An 18,382-nucleotide genomic window follows, 5' to 3' on the forward strand; every position below is an offset into this window, starting at 1 on the left:
TTTAAATTATATGCATTAAATAAGCGAAGTTAACGATTATTTTTATTTTATATGCATCCAAACCACCAGATTTTTCGCAAAAAAAAGAAATTCAATGATTTATATTTTAACAGGTAGAATGACAAAAACAGATACGACTAATTACACAAAAAAGAATATACAATTGATATTCAACACTAAAACCCGTGAAAAATAATCATTTAAGCTATTTGTATTTAAAATAATTAATTGTACTTTTGCAACCCCTTTATTGGGGATGGAATGTTTAATTAAAAATTATTATTGTGAACGCATTAAGCTACAAGACAATTTCAGCAACGAAAGCCACTTCAAACAAAGAATGGATTGTTGTTGACGCTGAAGGTCATAACTTAGGACGTCTTGCTTCTAAAGTCGCTATGATTTTGAGAGGAAAGTACAAACCAAGTTATACACCACACGTGGACTGTGGAGATAACGTAATTGTTATTAACGCAGAGAAAATTAACCTAACTGGAAATAAAATGGATGACAAAATCTACATGCGTCATACCGGTTACCCAGGAGGACAAAGAACTTTAACTGCTAAAGTTTTACAAGCTAAAAACCCAGCGTTATTAGTAGAAAAAGCAGTAAAAGGAATGTTACCTAAGAATAAATTAGGAGCAGAACTTTTTAGAAATTTAAATGTTGTTGTAGGACCAGAGCACAAACAAGGCGCTCAAAAACCTAGAACTGTTAACCTAAACGATCTTAAGTAATGGGAGTTATTCACAAAATCGGTAGAAGAAAAACCGCTGTTGCACGTGTTTATGTTTCTGAAGGAACAGGAGTAATCACTGTAAACAAAAAAGAATTTGCAACTTACTTCCCAACAGCTACTTTACAGTACAAAGTATTGCAACCTATGTCTATGACAGAAAACGCATCAAACTTTGACGTAAAAGTAAACGTGTATGGAGGTGGTGTAACTGGTCAAGCTGAAGCTGTAAGAATGGCAATCGCTCGCGCAATGTGCGAAGTAAATGCTGAAAACAGAGGAGTATTGAAACCAGAAGGTTTATTAACAAGAGACCCAAGAATGGTTGAACGTAAAAAATTCGGTCAGAAGAAAGCTCGTAAGAGATTCCAATTCTCTAAACGTTAATATTGCCTGTCTTGTGCAATACGTACAAGACTTCGTTTATTTATTGAATTTAAAAACAATGTTGTTGTTGTCTCGATGCGTCGAGAAATTAGTTTAGCATCTAAATGTAAGTAGCCGATTTATCGCCATTCGTACATTGCTATAATCAACAGAACGTAAACTAGTACAAAAATGTCAAACAAAGTAGAAGTAAAAGAATTACTAGAAGCAGGTGTTCATTTTGGACACATGACTAGAAAATGGGATCCAAATATGGCTCCTTATATTTATATGGAGCGTAATGGAATTCACATTATCAATCTATATAAAACTGCAGCAAAAATTGAAGAGGCTAATGAAGCATTGAAAAAAATCGCTGCATCAGGTAGAAAAATATTATTTGTTGCTACCAAAAAACAAGCTAAAGACATCGTAGCTGAAAAAGCAAAAGCTGCAAATATGCCTTACATCACTGAAAGATGGCCTGGTGGAATGTTAACAAACTTTGTTACTATCCGTAAAGCTGTTAAAAAAATGTCTTCTATCGACAAAATGAAAAAAGACGGAACTTTTAACACCCTTTCTAAAAAAGAGCGTTTGCAAGTAGATCGTCTTCGTGCTAAATTGGAGAAAAACTTAGGTTCAATCGCAGATATGTCAAGATTACCTGCAGCATTGTTCGTAGTAGACATCAAAGCGGAACACATCGCAATAAAAGAAGCTCAAAAATTAAACATTCCAGTTTTTGCAATGGTTGATACTAACTCTGATCCACGTGAAGTAGATTATGTTATCCCTGCAAATGATGATGCTTCTAAATCAATCGAGAAAATTTTATCTTTAGTTACTACTGCTGTAATTGAAGGTCTTTCTGATAGAGGTGCTGAGAAAGAAGTTGAAGCTGCTCCTGCTACCGAAGAAGTAGCTCCTGAAGCTCCAGCAACTGAAGAATAAATCAAATTTTAAATTCCAAAACTTAAATTCCAAAATCCAAAATCAGAGAATTAACTTTCTGATAAAGTTGGAATTTGGGATTTGAGAATTGGAATTTTTACTTTTAACATTTAAATAAAAACATTATGGCAACAATTACTGCTGCAGACGTAAATAAATTAAGAACAATCACAGGTGCAGGTATGATGGACTGCAAAAAAGCCTTGGTTGAAGCAGAAGGAGATTTTGATTTAGCAATCGAAAACTTACGTAAAAAAGGACAAAAAGTAGCGGCTAACCGTTCTGATAGAGAATCTACAGAAGGAGCAGTTATCGCTGCTGTAAACGCTGATAAAACTGCTGGTGTTGTAGTTTCTTTGAACTGCGAAACTGACTTCGTTGGTAAAAACGAATCTTTCGTAAAATTAGCTCAAGATTTAGCTGCTTTAGCATTAAACTTCAATACTAAAGAAGAATTATTAGCTGCTGATTTCAACGGAATTACTGTTGCTGAAAAATTAATTGAGCAAACAGGAGTTATTGGAGAGAAAATCGAAATTGGTGCTTTCGAAAGATTAGAAGGCGCTTTCATCGGTTCTTACATCCACGCTGGTAACAAAATCGCTACATTGACTGCTTTATCTAAAAACATCGAAGGTGCTGAAGAAGTAGCTAAAAACATTTCAATGCAAGCTGCTGCTATGGCTCCAATCGCTCTTAACGAAGAAGGAGTTGATGCAGAAACTATCGCTAAAGAAATCGAAATTGCTAAAGACGTATTACGTCAAGAAGGTAAACCAGAAGCTATGTTAGACAACATCGCTAAAGGTAAATTAGCTCGTTTCTTTAAAGATAATACTTTAGTAAACCAAGATTACATCAAAGATAGCAAACTAAGTGTTGCTGCTTATGCTAAAACTTTAGATAAAGACTTAGTAATTACAGGTTTCAAAAGAGCTGCTTTAGGATAATATAAATATCGATTTACTTCTTGTAAATTCAAACAAAAATCCCAACTTTTCTGAAGTTGGGATTTTTTTTGTTTACAACACATCATTACCTAAATTTTAGATATAAAAAAAACAGCAGTTAAACTGCTGTTTTTTTTATTATAAATATTATAAACTATTATTTTCTATCGTCGCTTTCCACTGGAATCATCGTTGCTTTACTCAACTCCTCTTTCTCAACCATTGCAAACAACTTGAACACCAATAAAGAACCTACAACTCCCAAAACTGACATAAAAACCCAATTGGTTTCATACCCTGAGTTTTGAATAATCTCCATTCCTGTTTTGGCACTCAAAATATGTGCAAAACTGTAACTCATTGTAAAAGCAGCCATGTATTTACCTTCTCTCTGTTCATAAGACCTCTCCATAGCAAATGAATTTGCAAAAGGAAACGTTAACATAACACCACAAGTCATGAAAAGCATCATAGGAATCAACATCCCTTCCCATGGATACAACAAGAATAAAAAGCTTGTCGCCATTAATACTAAACCAATAAAAATAACTCTATGATTATTGATTTTATTTCTACTAACATAGTTCACTATAGGAAGCTCAAAAAGCAAGATTAACAAACCATTTAAGCTCAACAATAAGCCGCTATCAAACTCCGACATGTTAAACTGTTCTTTGTGATACAAAGGCAAAGTAGTGAATATTTGGAAAAATAAAATTCCCGTTATCAAACATATAACCAAATGCAACATAAATGGCCTGTCTTTCATCACTGAAACATTTTTAGGTATAGCTCTATCAGCTGCAGTCTTAATAGGTAATTGTTTTTCTCTTACAAAAACAACAAACACAAGAATTGCCAAAATACAAGTAGCTCCATCAGCATAAAAAATATACTCATATCCTGATTGCATAATAATCAAACCTCCAATAACTGGACCAAAAAGAAAACCAAGATTTACCGCAGCACGAGTCAAAGAGTAAGCACTAGCTCTATTCTCTTTTGTCGTAAACGTTTTAAGACAAACTAACATAGCAGGTCTAAACATATCTGCAATAGTTGTGAGGACAAGAATCCCTACACATAACTCTTCGAAAGTAGTCGCATAATGTAACAAAATAAACACAATACCACTGGCAAATAAACTAAAAACCATAACTTTATAAAAGCCGATTTTATCTGATAATTTACCACTTAACCATGTTCCTACTATCGAACCTATTCCAAAGAAAACCATTACCCAACCAATTTGGCTATAAGTAAAATGCAAATTTTCTTTCATGTACTTTGACAGAAATGGGATTACCATGGTTCCCGCTCTGTTGATAAATGTGATTAAAGTCAAAATCCAAACTTCTCTTGGAAAATCTTTAAAATTGTCGAGGTATTTTTTTATCATAATTATTTTTTTTGGGGCAAAAAATATTTTTATAACAGCAAAAATAGATTTTTTTTTGACCATAGCAACAAAGAAATGTTAAATTATACAGGACATCTTTAAAAAAAAATGTTTTCTTATTTTTGATAAATAAAAATTAAAAAAACTGATAAATTTTTCATTTTTTAGTATAGATTTGCAACTGAACCCCAAATTATAAATGGCATGAAAGAAAAACTTTATTTTATTGTTGCACTTCTTTTATTTTCTTTTTCATCTTATTCACAACTTTATGGCGGAATAGAAATAGGAAGTAAAGGTGTTAAAATGACTGTTCTTGAAGTTGAAAACTTGAAGAAAAACAATTATGATGTTAAAGAGTTTTGGACAGAAAATGTTGGTATAGCAACAGGTATATCAATAGATGGTACCTTGTTCAAAGAAGACATTGAACGTGCTGTAGCTGTAGTTTTATTGAACTACAACAAAATGCTAACAGAATACAAAATTGAAGATAAAAACATTTTCATTGTAGCTTCATCAGGAGTTGGTTTAGCTACTAATACAAGCGAACTTACAGACAAGATAAAAGCACTTACCAAAAAAAATGTTGAAGTTATTTCTTCTTCTTTGGAAGCAAAACTTTTACTTAAAGGATGTATTCCACCAAAAAATTATTTAAACTCTGTAATTGTTGATATCGGTGGTGGTAATACTAAAGGGGGATATGCAAAAGAAATCAACTCGTCTGGAGTATTTTTCCCAATCTCTGCAGATATTGGAACCGTAACTTTGACTGAGTTAATCAACAAAAGATGTAAACAAAAAACTGTTTTCGAGTTTAACGAAGAAATGTTCAATTACTTGCCAACATTACGTGAAACTTTCACAAAAATGTATACTAACAGGCCAGAATCTCAACAAAAAAACAATGTCTATATTTCTGGTGGTGCTGCATGGGCAATGTTTACTTTACTAAATGGAACTGTAGCAGAAGAGAACTTTACGCCTGTGACTTATGATGATATCTTAACCATCAAAGCTATTGCTGAAAACAATTATCAAAGATTCGTTTTGGATGCAGAAAATAATGCTGAAAAGAAAAAAGTATTAAAGACTTACCAACAAAAAAACTTAATTGCAGCATTTAACCTTTTGGAAACTTGTCTTGAAGTAATTCCAGATATGAAAAACAAAAAGATTTATTTTGCAAAACAAGGTCAAATTGCTTGGTTAGTAAGTTATGTATTCGATAATGCTAGAGGAGTAAAACAGATTTACTAAAAAAGCATTTAATCATTATATAAAATCCCATTCGACAAACGAATGGGATTTTTATTTAACAACTGTTCTAATTATAAAACAGAAACCAAATCAAAATAAAATGCTATTTTTGAGAAACTAAAGACTATGTTTCAAACTCGAAAAGATTTTGTTTTTGTTATTCTTGCTGGTATTTTTATTACCAATGCTGTTACTGCCGAATTGATTGGAGGTAAATTAATCCAAATCGGCCCTTTTGTAATGAGTATTGGAATTTTGCCTTGGCCTGTGGTATTCTTGACTACCGATTTAATCAATGAATATTTTGGAGAGAAAGGCGTTCGCAAACTTTCCTTTATTACAGCCTGTCTTATCGCTTATTCATTTCTCATTCTATTACTCGCTATGAGCATTCCCGCTGCTAAGGGAATAAGCCCCGTTAACGACGATCAATTTCAAGCCGTTTTTGGACAAAGTATGTGGATCATTGTGGGAAGTATCATTGCTTTTCTCGTATCACAGCTCATCGATGTAACTGTATTTTGGTTCTTTAAAAACCGTACAGGGGATACTAAGATTTGGCTTAGAACCACAGGCTCAACTCTAGTTTCACAATTGTTTGATTCTTTTATAGTTTTAGGAATTGCTTTTTGGCTTCCTGGAAAAATCAATTTTGAAACCTTTTTAAGTTCTGCATTAACAGGCTATACATTCAAACTATCGATTGCCATACTTCTCACTCCAGTAATTTATGCTGGACACCACTTGATTAAAAAATTCTTATCTAAAGAAATCCAATAAATAATTGATTTTTAGTTTATTTGTATTGTCTACCACAACTATCTCTATTTTTGTATAGGACGGATAACTGATTTTAAATGTTTTTTTAATTATTAAAAATGATCCAGCTTCAGCCTAAATTTTTTTTTCCAATATTCCTTTTGTTTTTGTGTTGTAATAATGCTGAAAATAAAAATGAATTGCCTGAGAAAAAAACTAAGGTTTTAGAAAACATAAAAAATGACAGCCTTAAGACCTCAAGTAAAAAAAACATTTTAACAAATGAGTTTCAAGCTGAAACCAAACAAGATGACGAAAAAAACAAACATATTCATACCGAAATCAATACCTCAGTTCAACATAAAGAAGTTTTAATCATTGAGAAGGAACTAGACTCTCCTTTAAAAAAGTTATTGAAATATGGCGAAATTGGAAAGACATACTCTAAAAAAGAACTTATAGAACACTATAATTTTCCGAAAAAATCTTTAGATTTTGTCAAAAATATAACCTACAAAGGCAACAACACCTTGTATTTTAAGTGGGGTTCTACTTGGTTTATTGAAAAAATTTCTGATGCAAAATTTCAAAATGGCAATCTCACTTTTGATTTTAAAAAAGACCGAACACATATAAAAGGTGGCGCAATAGGTATTAAATATAACAAAAAGATTTACACGGAATTGGTCCTAAAAAATGACAGAGCCTATATTCCTTCTGTAAAGGGTTTTTACTGGGAAATCAAGAAAAAATGACAAAACATTTACAACGCTGTGGCTGGTGTAATTCGAGTGAACTATATCAAAAATACCACGATGAAGAATGGGGAAAACCAATTTATGACGACGCAACTTTATTTGAATTTCTGCTATTAGAAACCTTTCAAGCGGGCCTAAGTTGGATTACGATCTTAAACAAAAGAGACAATTTCCGTAAGGCATTTGACGCTTTTGATTACATCAAAATAGCTCAGTATTCTGATGATAAAATTCAAGATTTATTACAAGATGCAGGTATCATTCGCAACAAATTGAAAGTATATTCCGCGGTTACCAACGCACAAAATTTCATTAAAATCCAAGAAGAATTTGGAAGTTTTTCGCAATACATTTGGGCCTTTGTGGACCATACACCCATTGATAATTGCCCTAAAACCTTAAAAGATGTTCCAGCTACTTCGCCAATTTCAGATGCGATAAGTAAAGATTTGAAAAAAAGGGGATTTAAGTTTGTAGGTTCAACAGTTATCTATGCACATATGCAAGCTACAGGAATGGTAAATGACCATATTGAAAGTTGTTGGACTAGGAATTAAGTTTCAGTATTCTCTTTTTGCAAAATTCAACAACTAAACCTACAAACCATAAACTTTAAACAAAAAGTATAAACTAAAATCTTTATATTTGTTTCACACTTTAGGGGTGTCTACAACTGTAGGCTGAGATTTTACCCTCTGAACCTGATCTAGTTCATACTAGCGTAGGGAAAAGTAAGATGACTTCCTTGTACCATAATTGGGTACAATCGTAGCCATTCCTAAGGTATACTTATATACTAAACTCAAAAGGAATGGAACTAAAAATCAACAACCAAACAAAACAATTCGATGCCGAAAACCTAACGGTTCAAGCGCTCATTGACTTGGAAATTCCAGAAAACCAAAACGGAATTGCCCTAGCCATCAACCAAACTGTCATTCCAAAATCCAATTGGAATACTCATCTCATCAAAGCAACCGACGAAATTCTCATCATCACAGCCTCTCAGGGCGGATGATTTGGGCGTGACACCATTTGCAAAAGGCGCTATTCAACATACCGTTTATAGTGCGCCTTTTACAAATGCGGTCGGGCTATACGCGCTACTTCGGTAGCCAGCTTCTATCCCTCACGCAAAAAACACCAAACACTTTTCAAACAACGAAACAATAAAAAGTAAAAAAATAAAGCTATGAGCAACCAAGACAAGATCTCAAGAACTCCGTTTCCAAACTCCAGAAAAGTATACATTGACGGAGAAATTCATCCCATAAAAGTAGCCATGCGCGAAATTTCATTAGCGGACACTAAACTATCTAATGGTCGAATAGAAAAAAATCCAGCTGTAACAGTTTATGATACTTCAGGCCCTTACACAGATCCTAACATTCAAATTGATGTTCGCAAAGGATTGCCTCGAATCCGCGAACAATGGATTCTGGACCGTAATGATATAGAAGAACTAACCGAAATCTCCTCAGAATACGGAAAATCCCGTTTAAATGATCAAAAATTAGATCACTTGCGCTTCGAATATTTACACAAACCCTTGCGAGCCAAAAAAGGAGCCAATGTTACCCAATTACATTACGCCAAACAAGGTATCATCACTCCCGAAATGGAATACATAGCCATTCGAGAAAACCAACGTATCGAACAACTTAACGAACAAACCAAAACAATGCAATGCCAACACGCTGGAAATAGTTTTGGGGCCAACACACCAAAAACTAAAATTACAGCCGAATTTGTTCGTAGCGAAGTAGCGAGAGGACGTGCTATTATCCCAAATAACATCAACCATCCTGAGAGTGAACCGATGATTGTAGGACGTAATTTTTTAGTAAAAATTAACGCCAATATTGGCAACAGCGCAGTTACCTCATCAATCGAAGAAGAGGTGGAAAAAGCCGTTTGGGCTTGCCGTTGGGGTGCTGATACCATTATGGATTTATCTACAGGAAAAAACATTCACGAAACCAGAGAATGGATTATCCGTAATTCCCCTGTTCCCATCGGTACGGTACCGATTTACCAAGCCTTAGAAAAAGTAAATGGAATAGCAGAAGATTTAACCTGGGAAATTTTTCGTGATACCTTAATCGAACAAGCAGAACAAGGCGTTTCTTATTTCACCATTCACGCTGGTGTTTTATTACGTTACATTCATTTGACCGCTAATCGTGTTACAGGAATTGTCTCTCGTGGCGGTTCGATTATGGCCAAATGGTGCCTATTCCACCATCAAGAAAACTTCCTTTACACTCATTTCGAAGAGATTTGCGAAATCATGAAACAATATGACGTTTCCTTTTCATTAGGTGACGGATTACGTCCAGGTTCTATCGCAGACGCCAACGATGCCGCACAATTCGCCGAATTAGAAACATTAGGCGAACTGACAAAAATTGCATGGAAACACGATGTCCAGGTATTCATTGAAGGCCCAGGTCACGTACCGATGCATATGATTAAAGAAAATATGGACAAGCAATTAGAACATTGTAACGAAGCGCCATTTTACACTTTAGGGCCATTAACGACTGATATTGCTCCAGGTTATGACCATATCACCTCTGCTATTGGAGCTGCTATGATTGGCTGGTACGGCTGTGCTATGCTGTGTTATGTAACGCCAAAGGAACACCTTGGTTTACCCAACAAAAAAGACGTAAAAGACGGTGTGATTACATATAAAATTGCTGCTCACGCTGCGGATTTAGCCAAAGGTCACCCAGGAGCACAATACCGTGACAATGCTTTAAGCAAAGCTCGTTTCGAATTCCGCTGGGAAGACCAATTCAACTTGTCATTAGATCCAGATACTGCTCGTGAATTTCACGATGAAACCTTGCCTGCAGACGGTGCAAAAGTGGCTCACTTCTGCTCGATGTGTGGACCAAAATTCTGCTCTATGAAGATTTCTCAGGAAATTCGTGATGTTGCCGAAGCCGAAAAAGGAATGGCGGCAAAATCTGAAGAATTTATCGAGCACGGAAAAGAAATTTATATTTAAAACTAAGATTTGAGTAGTAAGTATCAAAACTTACACTTAATGCTTAATACTTCAATCTTAATACATTTCAATATGATAGTAATTACAAATCCAGTTGCTAAACCTAAAGAAATCGAAACCATACACGCTCTCTTTGAGAACGGATTGGAGTTACTTCATATTCGGAAACCTGATTTTTCAGAAACAGAAATGAAAACATTTGTATCAAAAATAAAAACAACTTTCAGACACCGATTGGTTTTGCATAGTCATCATCAATTAGCGCAAGAATTTGGAATTAATCGCATTCATTTCACAGAAAAAAACAGAGTCGCAACATCCGAAGAGCATTTAAAGAAGTGGAAAGAAAAAAAATTCAGTCTCTCAACCTCTATTCATAAAATGTCCTATTTTGAAGCGCTTTCAAATGTTTTTGATTACGCATTTTTTGGACCTGTTTTCGAAAGTATTTCTAAACCTAATTATATTTCGAATCTGGATTTCAAAAAAGAATTAGAACAACGAAAAAATAACAAAACCGCATTGATTGCTCTGGGAGGAATTACATCCGAAAATATCAAAACTGCATTAGCATTTGGTTTTGATGATGTAGCTCTTTTAGGCAGTATTTGGAACAACAACCATTCAATAGAAAATTTTAAGCTATGTCACGACCTTTTGTAGTAAGCATTGCAGGCTTCGATCCTTCAGCAGGCGCAGGAGTTTTGGCAGATGTAAAGGCATTCGAGCAACATCAAGTGTATGGCTTTGCTATTAGTACTGCAAATACCATTCAAACCGAAAATGAATTTGTGGCCATACAATGGACGGATTTGGATTTTGTTTTGCAATCTGTCCAAACAATATTTAATTCTTACGATATAAAAGCCGTAAAAATGGGAATTGCACCTTCATTAGAGTATTTGAGAGAAATAATTCTAACTGTAAAAAAGCTTTCGCCAGAGACAAAAATAGTTTGGGATACTGTTTTAAAATCGACTACAGAATTTGATTTTTTAACTATTGAAAACCAAGCTACTTTGATTGAAATACTGAAAGAAATTCATTTAATTACCCCCAATTACGATGAGATTTTACAATTATCTTCTAAAGAAATTAATGCAGAAACTACAGCAATACTACTCTCCAAATACTGTCCCGTTTTACTAAAAGGTGGTCATAAGCCCGATGAAATTGGCATTGATTATTTATACCTAGAGAATGAATTTTTCCGTTTTCGTCCAAAAACTAAAAAAGAAATTTTCGAAAAACATGGTTCGGGCTGTGTTTTGTCATCAGCCATTACAGCAAATCTAGCCATAGGACAAAACCTAAAAACGGCTTGCGAAAATGCAAAAACCTACACAGAGAACTATTTATTGTCAACTCCCTCTAAATTAGGACATCATTATGTATAATAAACTACAATACATCTCTCAAGGAGACACGGTTAAAGAACAATTGTACAATATTCATCAAGCCTTAGATCATGGATGTGATTGGATTCAGTTGCGATTTAAGAATCAAAAAACAAACAAATCTTTTGCATTGGCCGAAGCCGTACATTTTTTGTGTGAAGAATACTTAGCGAACTTTATCGTCAACGATGATGTTCATTTAGCTGAACATATCGCTGCTGATGGCGTTCATCTTGGACTTACTGACATGAGTATTCCTGAAGCCAGAACTATTCTGGGGAATACTAAAATTATTGGCGCAACTGCCAATACACTAGAAGACGTGCTTAGTCATATCAATAATGGCTGTGACTACATTGGTTTAGGTCCTTATCAATTTACCAAAACCAAAGCTAATTTAAGCCCCATTTTAGGATTGGGAGGTTATCAATCGATACTAAATCAATTGAATCCAAAACAAAAAGAAACCCCCATTTATGCTATTGGAGGTATAACGCTAGAAAATGTAGATGATTTAGTAGCTACTGGCATTCACGGTATCGCAGTATCAGGAATCATTACCCATAGCGATCACAAAAGCAAAATAATAACTGAACTTAACGAAAAATTATATAGCCATGTCATTATTTAAAATAGGAGATAAAACATTCGAATCCCGCTTGTTTTTAGGAACAGGAAAATTCGGTTCAAACACCGAAATGGAAGCGTCAATTTTAGCATCAGAAAGCGAATTGGTGACAGTAGCACTAAAACGTATCGATTTAGAAACCGAAACCGATGCTATTTTAGCACATTTAAAGCATCCTAGAATTAATTTATTACCCAACACTTCTGGTGCACGCAATGCAAAAGAAGCCATTTTTGCAGCCCAATTAGCCAGAGAAGCTCTGGAAACCAATTGGCTCAAACTCGAAATCCATCCGGATCCAAGATATCTTTTACCTGATCCCATCGAGACGCTAAAAGCAACAGAAGAACTAGCTAAATTAGGTTTTATTGTTTTACCATACATTCATGCCGATCCTGTTTTGTGTAAACATTTGGAAGACGCTGGAACCTCAGCTGTAATGCCTTTAGGATCTCCCATAGGAAGTAACAAAGGCTTGAAAACAATCGATTTTTTAGAGATTATTATCGAACAAAGTAAGGTTCCCGTAATTATTGACGCAGGAATTGGCGCCCCTTCTGATGCCGCAAAAGCAATGGAAATAGGTGCCGATGCCGTATTAGTCAATACTGCCATAGCTGTAGCGGGAAATCCCAAATTAATGGCCGAAGCTTTTAAGGAAGCTGTTATTTCAGGAAGAAAAGCCTATGAAGCAAAACTGGCTCAACAATACAAACAAGCGGTGGCTTCAAGTCCTTTGACAGCGTTTTTGTATGAATAACTTTCTTAAACACAAAGACACGAAGAAGACACAAAGTTCAAGAAGTCTTTATGGAATTACTGTGAAACTTAATGAACTTTATCATTAAGTCTTCTAAATAAAAAACAATGAACACATTCAAATCTATTTTCGAACAATACAATTGGGACAAGATTCAAGCCAAAATCTATCAGACAACTTCCAAAGAAGTCGAACAAGCTTTAGCCAAAACCAAACGCAATCTCGATGATTTTCTAGCTTTGATTTCGCCTGCGGCCCAGCCTTATTTAGAACAAATGGCGCAAATAAGTCACGAGTTAACCAAAAAGCGTTTTGGCAAAACCATTCAAATGTATGCCCCTTTGTATTTGAGCAACGAATGCCAAAACATTTGTACCTATTGCGGCTTTAGTTTGGACAATAAAATTAAACGAAAAACATTAACCGATAGTGAAATAAAACTAGAAGTTGATGCCCTAAAAAAACTAGGTTTTGACCATGTATTATTGGTAACAGGAGAAGCCAATTATACCGTAAACATCAACTATTTTCTCAATGCAATTGACCAAATCAAAAACGCTTTTTCAAACATTTCTGTAGAAGTACAACCCCTTTCGCAAGAAGAATATGAGCGTTTGCATCAAGCACGAGTCTATTCCGTTTTAGTCTATCAGGAGACGTATCACCAAGAAGTCTACAAAAAATACCACACCAAGGGTAAGAAATCCAATTTTGATTTCAGGCTAGACACACCAGATCGCATTGGCAAAGCAGGCATTCACAAAATTGGTTTAGGCGTTTTGTTAGGCCTCGAAGATTGGCGTACCGATAGTTTTTTCAATGCCTTACATTTAGACTATTTGCAAAAAACCTATTGGCGTACCAAATACTCCGTTTCTTTCCCACGCTTACGACCTGCCGAGGGCATCATCGAACCCAATTTTATTATGGATGACAAAGATTTGACCCAACTCATCTGCGCCTATCGATTATGGAACGAAGATTTAGAAATCTCCATTTCGACCCGAGAAAACGAAAAATTCAGAAACAATAGTATTCCGCTTGGCGTGACGAGTATGAGTGCAGGTTCTAAAACCAACCCCGGAGGCTATGTTGTAGAGCCGCAATCTTTGGAACAATTCGAAATTAGCGATGAACGACCCGTTCATCAAATCGCTCAAATAATACAAGACAAAGGCTATGAACCCGTTTGGAAAGACAACCCCTATTTCGTTCATCAAAAAACATAGTCATAATTTGGACGTGCCCCTACGTAAAAACTTCGGGTCGGGCTATCCGCTATATCTCTTAGGGCGAACCCCGCCCCAAGAGGATGCCGCTCCTATCCCTCACGTACAATTGCTAACAACACCGTTTTTAAACCAAAACACATGAGTATCATACAAGAATTTCTTCGATATAACAGACAAACTATGTTGCCTGAAATAGGTGATGAAGGACAAGAAAAACTCAAAAAAGCCAAAGTATTGGTGATAGGTGCCGGAGGCTTAGGTTGTCCAATTTTGCAATACATCGCTACCGCAGGAGTAGGAACCATAGGAATTATAGATTTTGACAAAATCGAAATCCACAACCTTCATCGGCAAATTTTATACACCGAAAACCAAGTAGGTTCATCAAAAGCATTGATGGCCAAAAAAAAATTAGAAGCGCTGAATCCTTTGATTACAGTAGAAGCTTTTGAAGCGAAACTAACCATTGAAAACGCCTCTGAAACTATCCAAAGATTTGATATCGTTGTGGATGGATCCGATAATTTTGCTACTCGTTATTTAGTAAACGATACTTGTGTTACTTTAGGAAAATCTTTAGTTTACGGTAGCATCTTACAATTCGAAGGACAAATGGCGGTTTTCAATCATAAAGGAAGTAAAAATCTTCGGGATTTATTTCCGGAACCACCTGATCCAAAAACAGTACCCAATTGCAATATAAATGGAGTATTGGGAACTCTTCCAGGAATGATTGGAACGATGATGGCACACGAAACGCTAAAATTGATTATGGATTTACCTACTTTAGAAAATGAATTACTGCTATTTTCTACCCTAAATTGGAGATTCACCAAACTGCGGTTTTAATGAGATTTAGCTTTTCAAAACAATTAGGGTATCGCGTCAAACAAAAGCGTGATGCCTTTCTTTATTTTGATTTCAAAATACTTATAAAATCCTCTCGTTCTATTTCTACACAACCCAAACTGGCTAAATGGTCATTATAGACTTGACAGTCCAAAAGACGGTAGTTATTAATTTTAAGATGGTTTACCAACGCAATAAATGCTACTTTAGAAGCATTAGAAACCAAAGAAAACATACTCTCACCGCAAAAAATATATCCTAAGTCTACACCATACAATCCTCCTACCAATTGATCATCTTGCCAAACCTCAACAGATTTTGCAATACCTAATTCGTGCAATTTACAATAAGCCTCAATCATATCATTTGTAATCCAAGTTCCTGTTTGTCCATCGCGTTTTACTTGTTGGCAATGAGCAATAACCGCTCTAAAATCTTGGTTAAAAGTGACTTTAAAGATATTTCGATTCAAAATGTTCCGCATACTTTTTGACACCACCAAATCCTCTAGAAAAAGTACCATTCTTGGGTTGGGCGACCACCAAATAATCGGTTGATCTTCTTCGAACCAAGGGAAAATTCCACTTGAATAGGCCAACTGCAATCGTTCTGGAGATAAATCGCCACCAATAGCCAATATCCCATCAGCATTTGCTTCAGAAACAGGTGGAAAAAATAAGTCTTTGGATAAATGATACATCTTTTGCTTTCGATACTATAATTACAAATGCCGTCAAAAAAAATTCCAAATTCCAACACACTCTAATGTTTTGGAATTTGGAATATAAAATTTGAAATATACGCTTTTAGAAAGGTAAATCGTCTGCTTCTTCTTCATTAAAATTAGTCGCTGGAGCAAACGTTTCTGCCGCTGGTACTGGTGGTGCTTGAGCAGGTGCTGCCGCTGCAACTGGAGCTTGTTTCTCAATTCTCCATCCAACAATAGTATTAAAGTGTTTTACTTCGCCTTGAGGGCTCACCCATTCTCTCCCTCTTAAATTAATAGAAACTTTAACTGGCTCTCCAACCGCATAATTATTCAACAAATCGGTTTTGTCTTGCTGAAATTCAATCGAAATATGTTGTGGATATTGCTCATCTGTAGTTACTACAACTTCTCTCTTTTTAAAAGAAGCACTTACTTGTTGCACAGGGTTGATTACTTTTACTCTTCCTAAAACTTCCATAATACTTAAAATTTACTTTTTGGCTAATAATAACTTCCAAGCCTCTAATGCTTTTCCGTTAACTAAATACTCTTTTGCTTTTTGAAATTTCTTATCCATATCATCGGCACTGAGGACCGCTTTGACATCGAAATTTTCTTTTACAAATATAGTAATTTCTTCTTCGGTTGGAATTTTTTCTATGTTCCCTAATTTGCCCAAGTCATTCCCATCAAAATAAGGACTTTCTCTAATAAAATCTGGAATAGCATCTACACCAATTCCTAAAGTAGTCAAAGGTTTTTCTACTTCAAAAAGCCCTTGATTAGCTCTTGAATACCAATTTCCTCCTAATCTAGAAACCAAATCAATTTTGTGTTGATCAATAGCGCCATTACTATCCAAAATCGACTCATCGATGTGTAACTTTACTACTTCGCACAAAATTAAATTACCCGCTCCTCCTTCTGTTCCCAGAGGAATAATTTGGGTGACTTTGCATTCAAATTGTACAGGAGACTCTTTTACGCGATAGGGCTTTACGATGGTTGATGAAATAGGTGTGAATCCCGATTTTAAAAATTCATTCACCCCTTCTGGATATTCAGTACTCGATAATGACATTTGTTGCACCATATCATAATTCACTACATTTATAACCACTTCTCGAGTAGCTTCAGCATTTTGCAAGGTATGTTTTGTTGTATTATCCCGAACTCGACGCGCGGGAGAAAAAACCAAAATCGGCGGATTGGCACTGAATACATTAAAAAAACTAAAAGGAGATAAATTAGGTGCTCCTTTACTGTCTATTGTACTTGCAAAAGCAATGGGTCTTGGACCAACTGAACTTTGCAAATAACCTTGTAGCTGAGCGGTAGGAATACTTTTAGGATCTATAGTTACCATAAATTGAAGTTAAAGCGCTATTTTGTTTTCACAAAAGTAAAATACAACCATCATAAATTCGTTATATTTATAGTTAAAAAAAGAAACTTATGCACTTTTCAAATAAAAGAAACACTACTCGATGGATTATTATCGCTTTGTCATTCTGTTTGGTTTCTTTGATTTTATGGAATACTTATACCTTTTTTCAAATTTTTAAAAATGAAGAACGGTTAAAAATGAATCTTTGGGCGCAAGCGCAAAAAACTTTAATCAATGCCGATGAAAACACAGATGTAGATTTGCCACTACTCATATTTAGCAATAACACCTCCATTCCTATTATGCTTACCGAGAAAGACAGCATCATAAATGCCGTCAATATTGATAGCACCGTCATGCAAAGCACTGAAAAATCAAGACTCTTCTTAAGCAAATTAAAAGGAGAAAACGAACCTATCAACATCGTTTATGCCCCAGGAAGAATTCAAAAACTCTATTATGGCAACTCTTCCCTTTTGAATCAATTAAAATATTATCCTATTGCTTTATTGCTTATCATCGTGTTGTTTGCCGCTCTCGTTTATAATTATTACAAAAGCAACAAAATGGCTACCCAAAACAAACTTTGGGCAGGGATGGCAAAGGAAACAGCCCATCAAATTGGCACTCCATTATCCTCATTGATTGGTTGGATTGAACTTTTAAAAACCGAAGACATTGCAGAAAGTACGACTCAAGAAATTGAAAAAGATATAGAGCGTCTGCAAACCATTACAGATCGATTTTCAAAGATTGGCTCCGAACCCAAATTAGAGCAAATGGATATCGTATCCGAAACGCTACTTTCCTATGACTATTTGCAATCTCGCTTTTCGAAACAAATTGAATTTTCTCATTCCGCTCCGCAAAAAAGCATATTGATACCACTAAATGCTACTTTGCATAGTTGGACCATAGAAAATATGGTTAAAAATGCCATTGATGCGATGAAAGGGAAAGGCAAATTACATTTAGCTATTGAAGAAGAAAACGATAATGTTAAAATTACCATCACTGATACAGGAAATGGCATTCCAAAAAATCAATTTAAAAAAATATTTGAACCAGGCTTTACGACCAAAAAGAGAGGATGGGGATTAGGCTTGTCTTTAACCAAACGTATAGTCGAAGATTACCACAAAGGAAAAATCAAAGTATTGCAGTCAGAAGTAGGAAAAGGTACCGCCATGCAACTCATTTATGTAAAAAATTGATT

At 35.2% G+C, this 18,382-nt stretch carries 21 protein-coding genes and 1 riboswitch; of the genes, 17 read left to right on the forward strand and 4 right to left on the reverse strand.

Translation table 11 applies throughout. From position 1 onward, the window contains the following. Positions 1-284 precede the first annotated feature (284 nt). From rplM to tsf, 4 genes are all read left to right on the forward strand, one after another. Positions 285-740 carry a 50S ribosomal protein L13 gene (rplM, locus tag ACZ1AQ_RS01390; protein WP_489631175.1) on the forward strand — a complete coding sequence of 152 codons (456 nt, stop codon included), beginning with the start codon at positions 285-287 and terminating at the stop codon, positions 738-740. Next, entirely contained in the window at positions 740-1,126 is a 387-nt protein-coding gene (gene rpsI / locus ACZ1AQ_RS01395; protein ID WP_071184711.1) for a 30S ribosomal protein S9, read from the forward strand. Before rplM ends, rpsI begins: the two co-directional genes overlap by 1 nt. A 171-nt stretch (positions 1,127-1,297) precedes the next feature. After that, a complete protein-coding gene (gene rpsB, locus ACZ1AQ_RS01400) occupies positions 1,298-2,059 on the forward strand; it encodes a 30S ribosomal protein S2 (protein ID WP_489631176.1) in 762 nt (253 codons plus the stop codon). Positions 2,060-2,184: 125 nt separating this feature from the next. Further along, complete coding sequence (tsf, locus tag ACZ1AQ_RS01405; protein WP_489631177.1) at positions 2,185-3,009, forward strand: translation elongation factor Ts; 825 nt, start codon at positions 2,185-2,187, stop codon at positions 3,007-3,009. Between the two features lie 157 nt (positions 3,010-3,166). Here tsf and ACZ1AQ_RS01410 read toward each other — a convergent pair whose 3' ends face one another. Then, complete coding sequence (locus ACZ1AQ_RS01410) at positions 3,167-4,408, reverse strand: MFS transporter (RefSeq protein ID WP_489631178.1); 1,242 nt, start codon at positions 4,406-4,408, stop codon at positions 3,167-3,169. A gap of 204 nt (positions 4,409-4,612) precedes the next feature. Here ACZ1AQ_RS01410 and ACZ1AQ_RS01415 point away from each other — a divergent pair, with 204 nt between their 5' ends. The 12 genes from ACZ1AQ_RS01415 to ACZ1AQ_RS01470 all read left to right on the forward strand — a co-directional run bounded on the left by ACZ1AQ_RS01415 (position 4,613) and on the right by ACZ1AQ_RS01470 (position 15,070). Then, complete coding sequence (locus ACZ1AQ_RS01415) at positions 4,613-5,671, forward strand: Ppx/GppA phosphatase family protein (RefSeq protein WP_489631179.1); 1,059 nt, start codon at positions 4,613-4,615, stop codon at positions 5,669-5,671. 126 nt (positions 5,672-5,797) lie between these two features. Further along, entirely contained in the window at positions 5,798-6,451 is a 654-nt protein-coding gene (locus ACZ1AQ_RS01420; protein WP_489631180.1) for a queuosine precursor transporter, read from the forward strand. A gap of 179 nt (positions 6,452-6,630) precedes the next feature. Next, positions 6,631-7,185 carry a hypothetical protein gene (locus ACZ1AQ_RS01425; RefSeq protein WP_489631181.1) on the forward strand — a complete coding sequence of 185 codons (555 nt, stop codon included), beginning with the start codon at positions 6,631-6,633 and terminating at the stop codon, positions 7,183-7,185. Further along, positions 7,182-7,745 carry a DNA-3-methyladenine glycosylase I gene (locus ACZ1AQ_RS01430; protein WP_489631182.1) on the forward strand — a complete coding sequence of 188 codons (564 nt, stop codon included), beginning with the start codon at positions 7,182-7,184 and terminating at the stop codon, positions 7,743-7,745. The genes ACZ1AQ_RS01425 and ACZ1AQ_RS01430 overlap by 4 nt, the downstream gene beginning before the upstream one ends. Before the next feature lie 92 nt (positions 7,746-7,837). After that, positions 7,838-7,933, forward strand: a riboswitch (TPP riboswitch). 66 nt (positions 7,934-7,999) lie between these two features. Beyond that, the gene (thiS, locus tag ACZ1AQ_RS01435; protein WP_489631183.1) at positions 8,000-8,206 is read left to right on the forward strand and encodes a sulfur carrier protein ThiS; all 207 of its coding nucleotides are present in this window, start codon (positions 8,000-8,002) and stop codon (positions 8,204-8,206) included. A gap of 174 nt (positions 8,207-8,380) precedes the next feature. Then, positions 8,381-10,204 carry a phosphomethylpyrimidine synthase ThiC gene (gene thiC / locus ACZ1AQ_RS01440; protein ID WP_489631184.1) on the forward strand — a complete coding sequence of 608 codons (1,824 nt, stop codon included), beginning with the start codon at positions 8,381-8,383 and terminating at the stop codon, positions 10,202-10,204. 72 nt (positions 10,205-10,276) lie between these two features. Continuing rightward, the gene (locus tag ACZ1AQ_RS01445; RefSeq protein ID WP_489631185.1) at positions 10,277-10,867 is read left to right on the forward strand and encodes a thiamine phosphate synthase; all 591 of its coding nucleotides are present in this window, start codon (positions 10,277-10,279) and stop codon (positions 10,865-10,867) included. Beyond that, entirely contained in the window at positions 10,849-11,601 is a 753-nt protein-coding gene (locus ACZ1AQ_RS01450) for a hydroxymethylpyrimidine/phosphomethylpyrimidine kinase (protein ID WP_489631186.1), read from the forward strand. Before ACZ1AQ_RS01445 ends, ACZ1AQ_RS01450 begins: the two co-directional genes overlap by 19 nt. Then, positions 11,594-12,232: a thiamine phosphate synthase gene (locus ACZ1AQ_RS01455; RefSeq protein WP_489631187.1), complete on the forward strand. Its 639-nt coding sequence runs from the start codon at positions 11,594-11,596 to the stop codon at positions 12,230-12,232. Before ACZ1AQ_RS01450 ends, ACZ1AQ_RS01455 begins: the two co-directional genes overlap by 8 nt. Continuing rightward, the gene (locus ACZ1AQ_RS01460) at positions 12,219-12,989 is read left to right on the forward strand and encodes a thiazole synthase (protein ID WP_489631188.1); all 771 of its coding nucleotides are present in this window, start codon (positions 12,219-12,221) and stop codon (positions 12,987-12,989) included. Before ACZ1AQ_RS01455 ends, ACZ1AQ_RS01460 begins: the two co-directional genes overlap by 14 nt. 107 nt (positions 12,990-13,096) lie before the next feature. Next, positions 13,097-14,218, forward strand: a complete 1,122-nt coding sequence (thiH, locus tag ACZ1AQ_RS01465; protein WP_489631189.1) for a 2-iminoacetate synthase ThiH — start codon at positions 13,097-13,099, stop codon at positions 14,216-14,218. A gap of 141 nt (positions 14,219-14,359) precedes the next feature. Continuing rightward, positions 14,360-15,070: a HesA/MoeB/ThiF family protein gene (locus ACZ1AQ_RS01470; RefSeq protein WP_489631190.1), complete on the forward strand. Its 711-nt coding sequence runs from the start codon at positions 14,360-14,362 to the stop codon at positions 15,068-15,070. A 61-nt stretch (positions 15,071-15,131) separates the two neighbouring features. Here the strand turns inward: ACZ1AQ_RS01470 and aat are convergent, their stop codons facing one another. The 3 genes from aat to ACZ1AQ_RS01485 all read right to left on the reverse strand — a co-directional run bounded on the left by aat (position 15,132) and on the right by ACZ1AQ_RS01485 (position 17,145). Then, the gene (gene aat / locus ACZ1AQ_RS01475; protein WP_489631191.1) at positions 15,132-15,770 is read right to left on the reverse strand and encodes a leucyl/phenylalanyl-tRNA--protein transferase; all 639 of its coding nucleotides are present in this window, start codon (positions 15,768-15,770) and stop codon (positions 15,132-15,134) included. Positions 15,771-15,876: 106 nt separating this feature from the next. Beyond that, positions 15,877-16,257 carry a DUF3127 domain-containing protein gene (locus tag ACZ1AQ_RS01480; protein ID WP_489631192.1) on the reverse strand — a complete coding sequence of 127 codons (381 nt, stop codon included), beginning with the start codon at positions 16,255-16,257 and terminating at the stop codon, positions 15,877-15,879. Between the two features lie 12 nt (positions 16,258-16,269). Continuing rightward, on the reverse strand, positions 16,270-17,145 hold the full coding sequence (locus tag ACZ1AQ_RS01485) for a flavin reductase (RefSeq protein WP_489631193.1): 876 nt from the start codon (positions 17,143-17,145) through the stop codon (positions 16,270-16,272). Positions 17,146-17,234: 89 nt separating this feature from the next. Between ACZ1AQ_RS01485 and ACZ1AQ_RS01490 the strand changes: the two genes are divergently transcribed. Further along, a complete protein-coding gene (locus ACZ1AQ_RS01490) occupies positions 17,235-18,380 on the forward strand; it encodes a sensor histidine kinase (protein WP_489631194.1) in 1,146 nt (381 codons plus the stop codon). Positions 18,381-18,382: the final 2 nt, after the last annotated feature.

The organism is Flavobacterium sp. UM26 (assembly GCF_057922445.1).

Coding starts and splice junctions, on each gene's coding strand:
- ACZ1AQ_RS01485 (WP_489631193.1), bottom strand. CDS start 17,145: ATGGTAACTATAGATCCTAAAAGTATTCCTACCGCTCAGCTACAAGGT.
- ACZ1AQ_RS01490 (WP_489631194.1), top strand. CDS start 17,235: ATGCACTTTTCAAATAAAAGAAACACTACTCGATGGATTATTATCGCT.
- thiC (WP_489631184.1), top strand. CDS start 8,381: ATGAGCAACCAAGACAAGATCTCAAGAACTCCGTTTCCAAACTCCAGA.
- rpsI (WP_071184711.1), top strand. CDS start 740: ATGGGAGTTATTCACAAAATCGGTAGAAGAAAAACCGCTGTTGCACGT.
- ACZ1AQ_RS01460 (WP_489631188.1), top strand. CDS start 12,219: ATGTCATTATTTAAAATAGGAGATAAAACATTCGAATCCCGCTTGTTT.
- ACZ1AQ_RS01455 (WP_489631187.1), top strand. CDS start 11,594: ATGTATAATAAACTACAATACATCTCTCAAGGAGACACGGTTAAAGAA.
- ACZ1AQ_RS01430 (WP_489631182.1), top strand. CDS start 7,182: ATGACAAAACATTTACAACGCTGTGGCTGGTGTAATTCGAGTGAACTA.
- ACZ1AQ_RS01470 (WP_489631190.1), top strand. CDS start 14,360: ATGAGTATCATACAAGAATTTCTTCGATATAACAGACAAACTATGTTG.
- thiH (WP_489631189.1), top strand. CDS start 13,097: ATGAACACATTCAAATCTATTTTCGAACAATACAATTGGGACAAGATT.
- aat (WP_489631191.1), bottom strand. CDS start 15,770: ATGTATCATTTATCCAAAGACTTATTTTTTCCACCTGTTTCTGAAGCA.
- ACZ1AQ_RS01480 (WP_489631192.1), bottom strand. CDS start 16,257: ATGGAAGTTTTAGGAAGAGTAAAAGTAATCAACCCTGTGCAACAAGTA.
- ACZ1AQ_RS01420 (WP_489631180.1), top strand. CDS start 5,798: ATGTTTCAAACTCGAAAAGATTTTGTTTTTGTTATTCTTGCTGGTATT.
- thiS (WP_489631183.1), top strand. CDS start 8,000: ATGGAACTAAAAATCAACAACCAAACAAAACAATTCGATGCCGAAAAC.
- ACZ1AQ_RS01445 (WP_489631185.1), top strand. CDS start 10,277: ATGATAGTAATTACAAATCCAGTTGCTAAACCTAAAGAAATCGAAACC.
- tsf (WP_489631177.1), top strand. CDS start 2,185: ATGGCAACAATTACTGCTGCAGACGTAAATAAATTAAGAACAATCACA.
- ACZ1AQ_RS01410 (WP_489631178.1), bottom strand. CDS start 4,408: ATGATAAAAAAATACCTCGACAATTTTAAAGATTTTCCAAGAGAAGTT.
- rpsB (WP_489631176.1), top strand. CDS start 1,298: ATGTCAAACAAAGTAGAAGTAAAAGAATTACTAGAAGCAGGTGTTCAT.
- ACZ1AQ_RS01415 (WP_489631179.1), top strand. CDS start 4,613: ATGAAAGAAAAACTTTATTTTATTGTTGCACTTCTTTTATTTTCTTTT.
- ACZ1AQ_RS01450 (WP_489631186.1), top strand. CDS start 10,849: ATGTCACGACCTTTTGTAGTAAGCATTGCAGGCTTCGATCCTTCAGCA.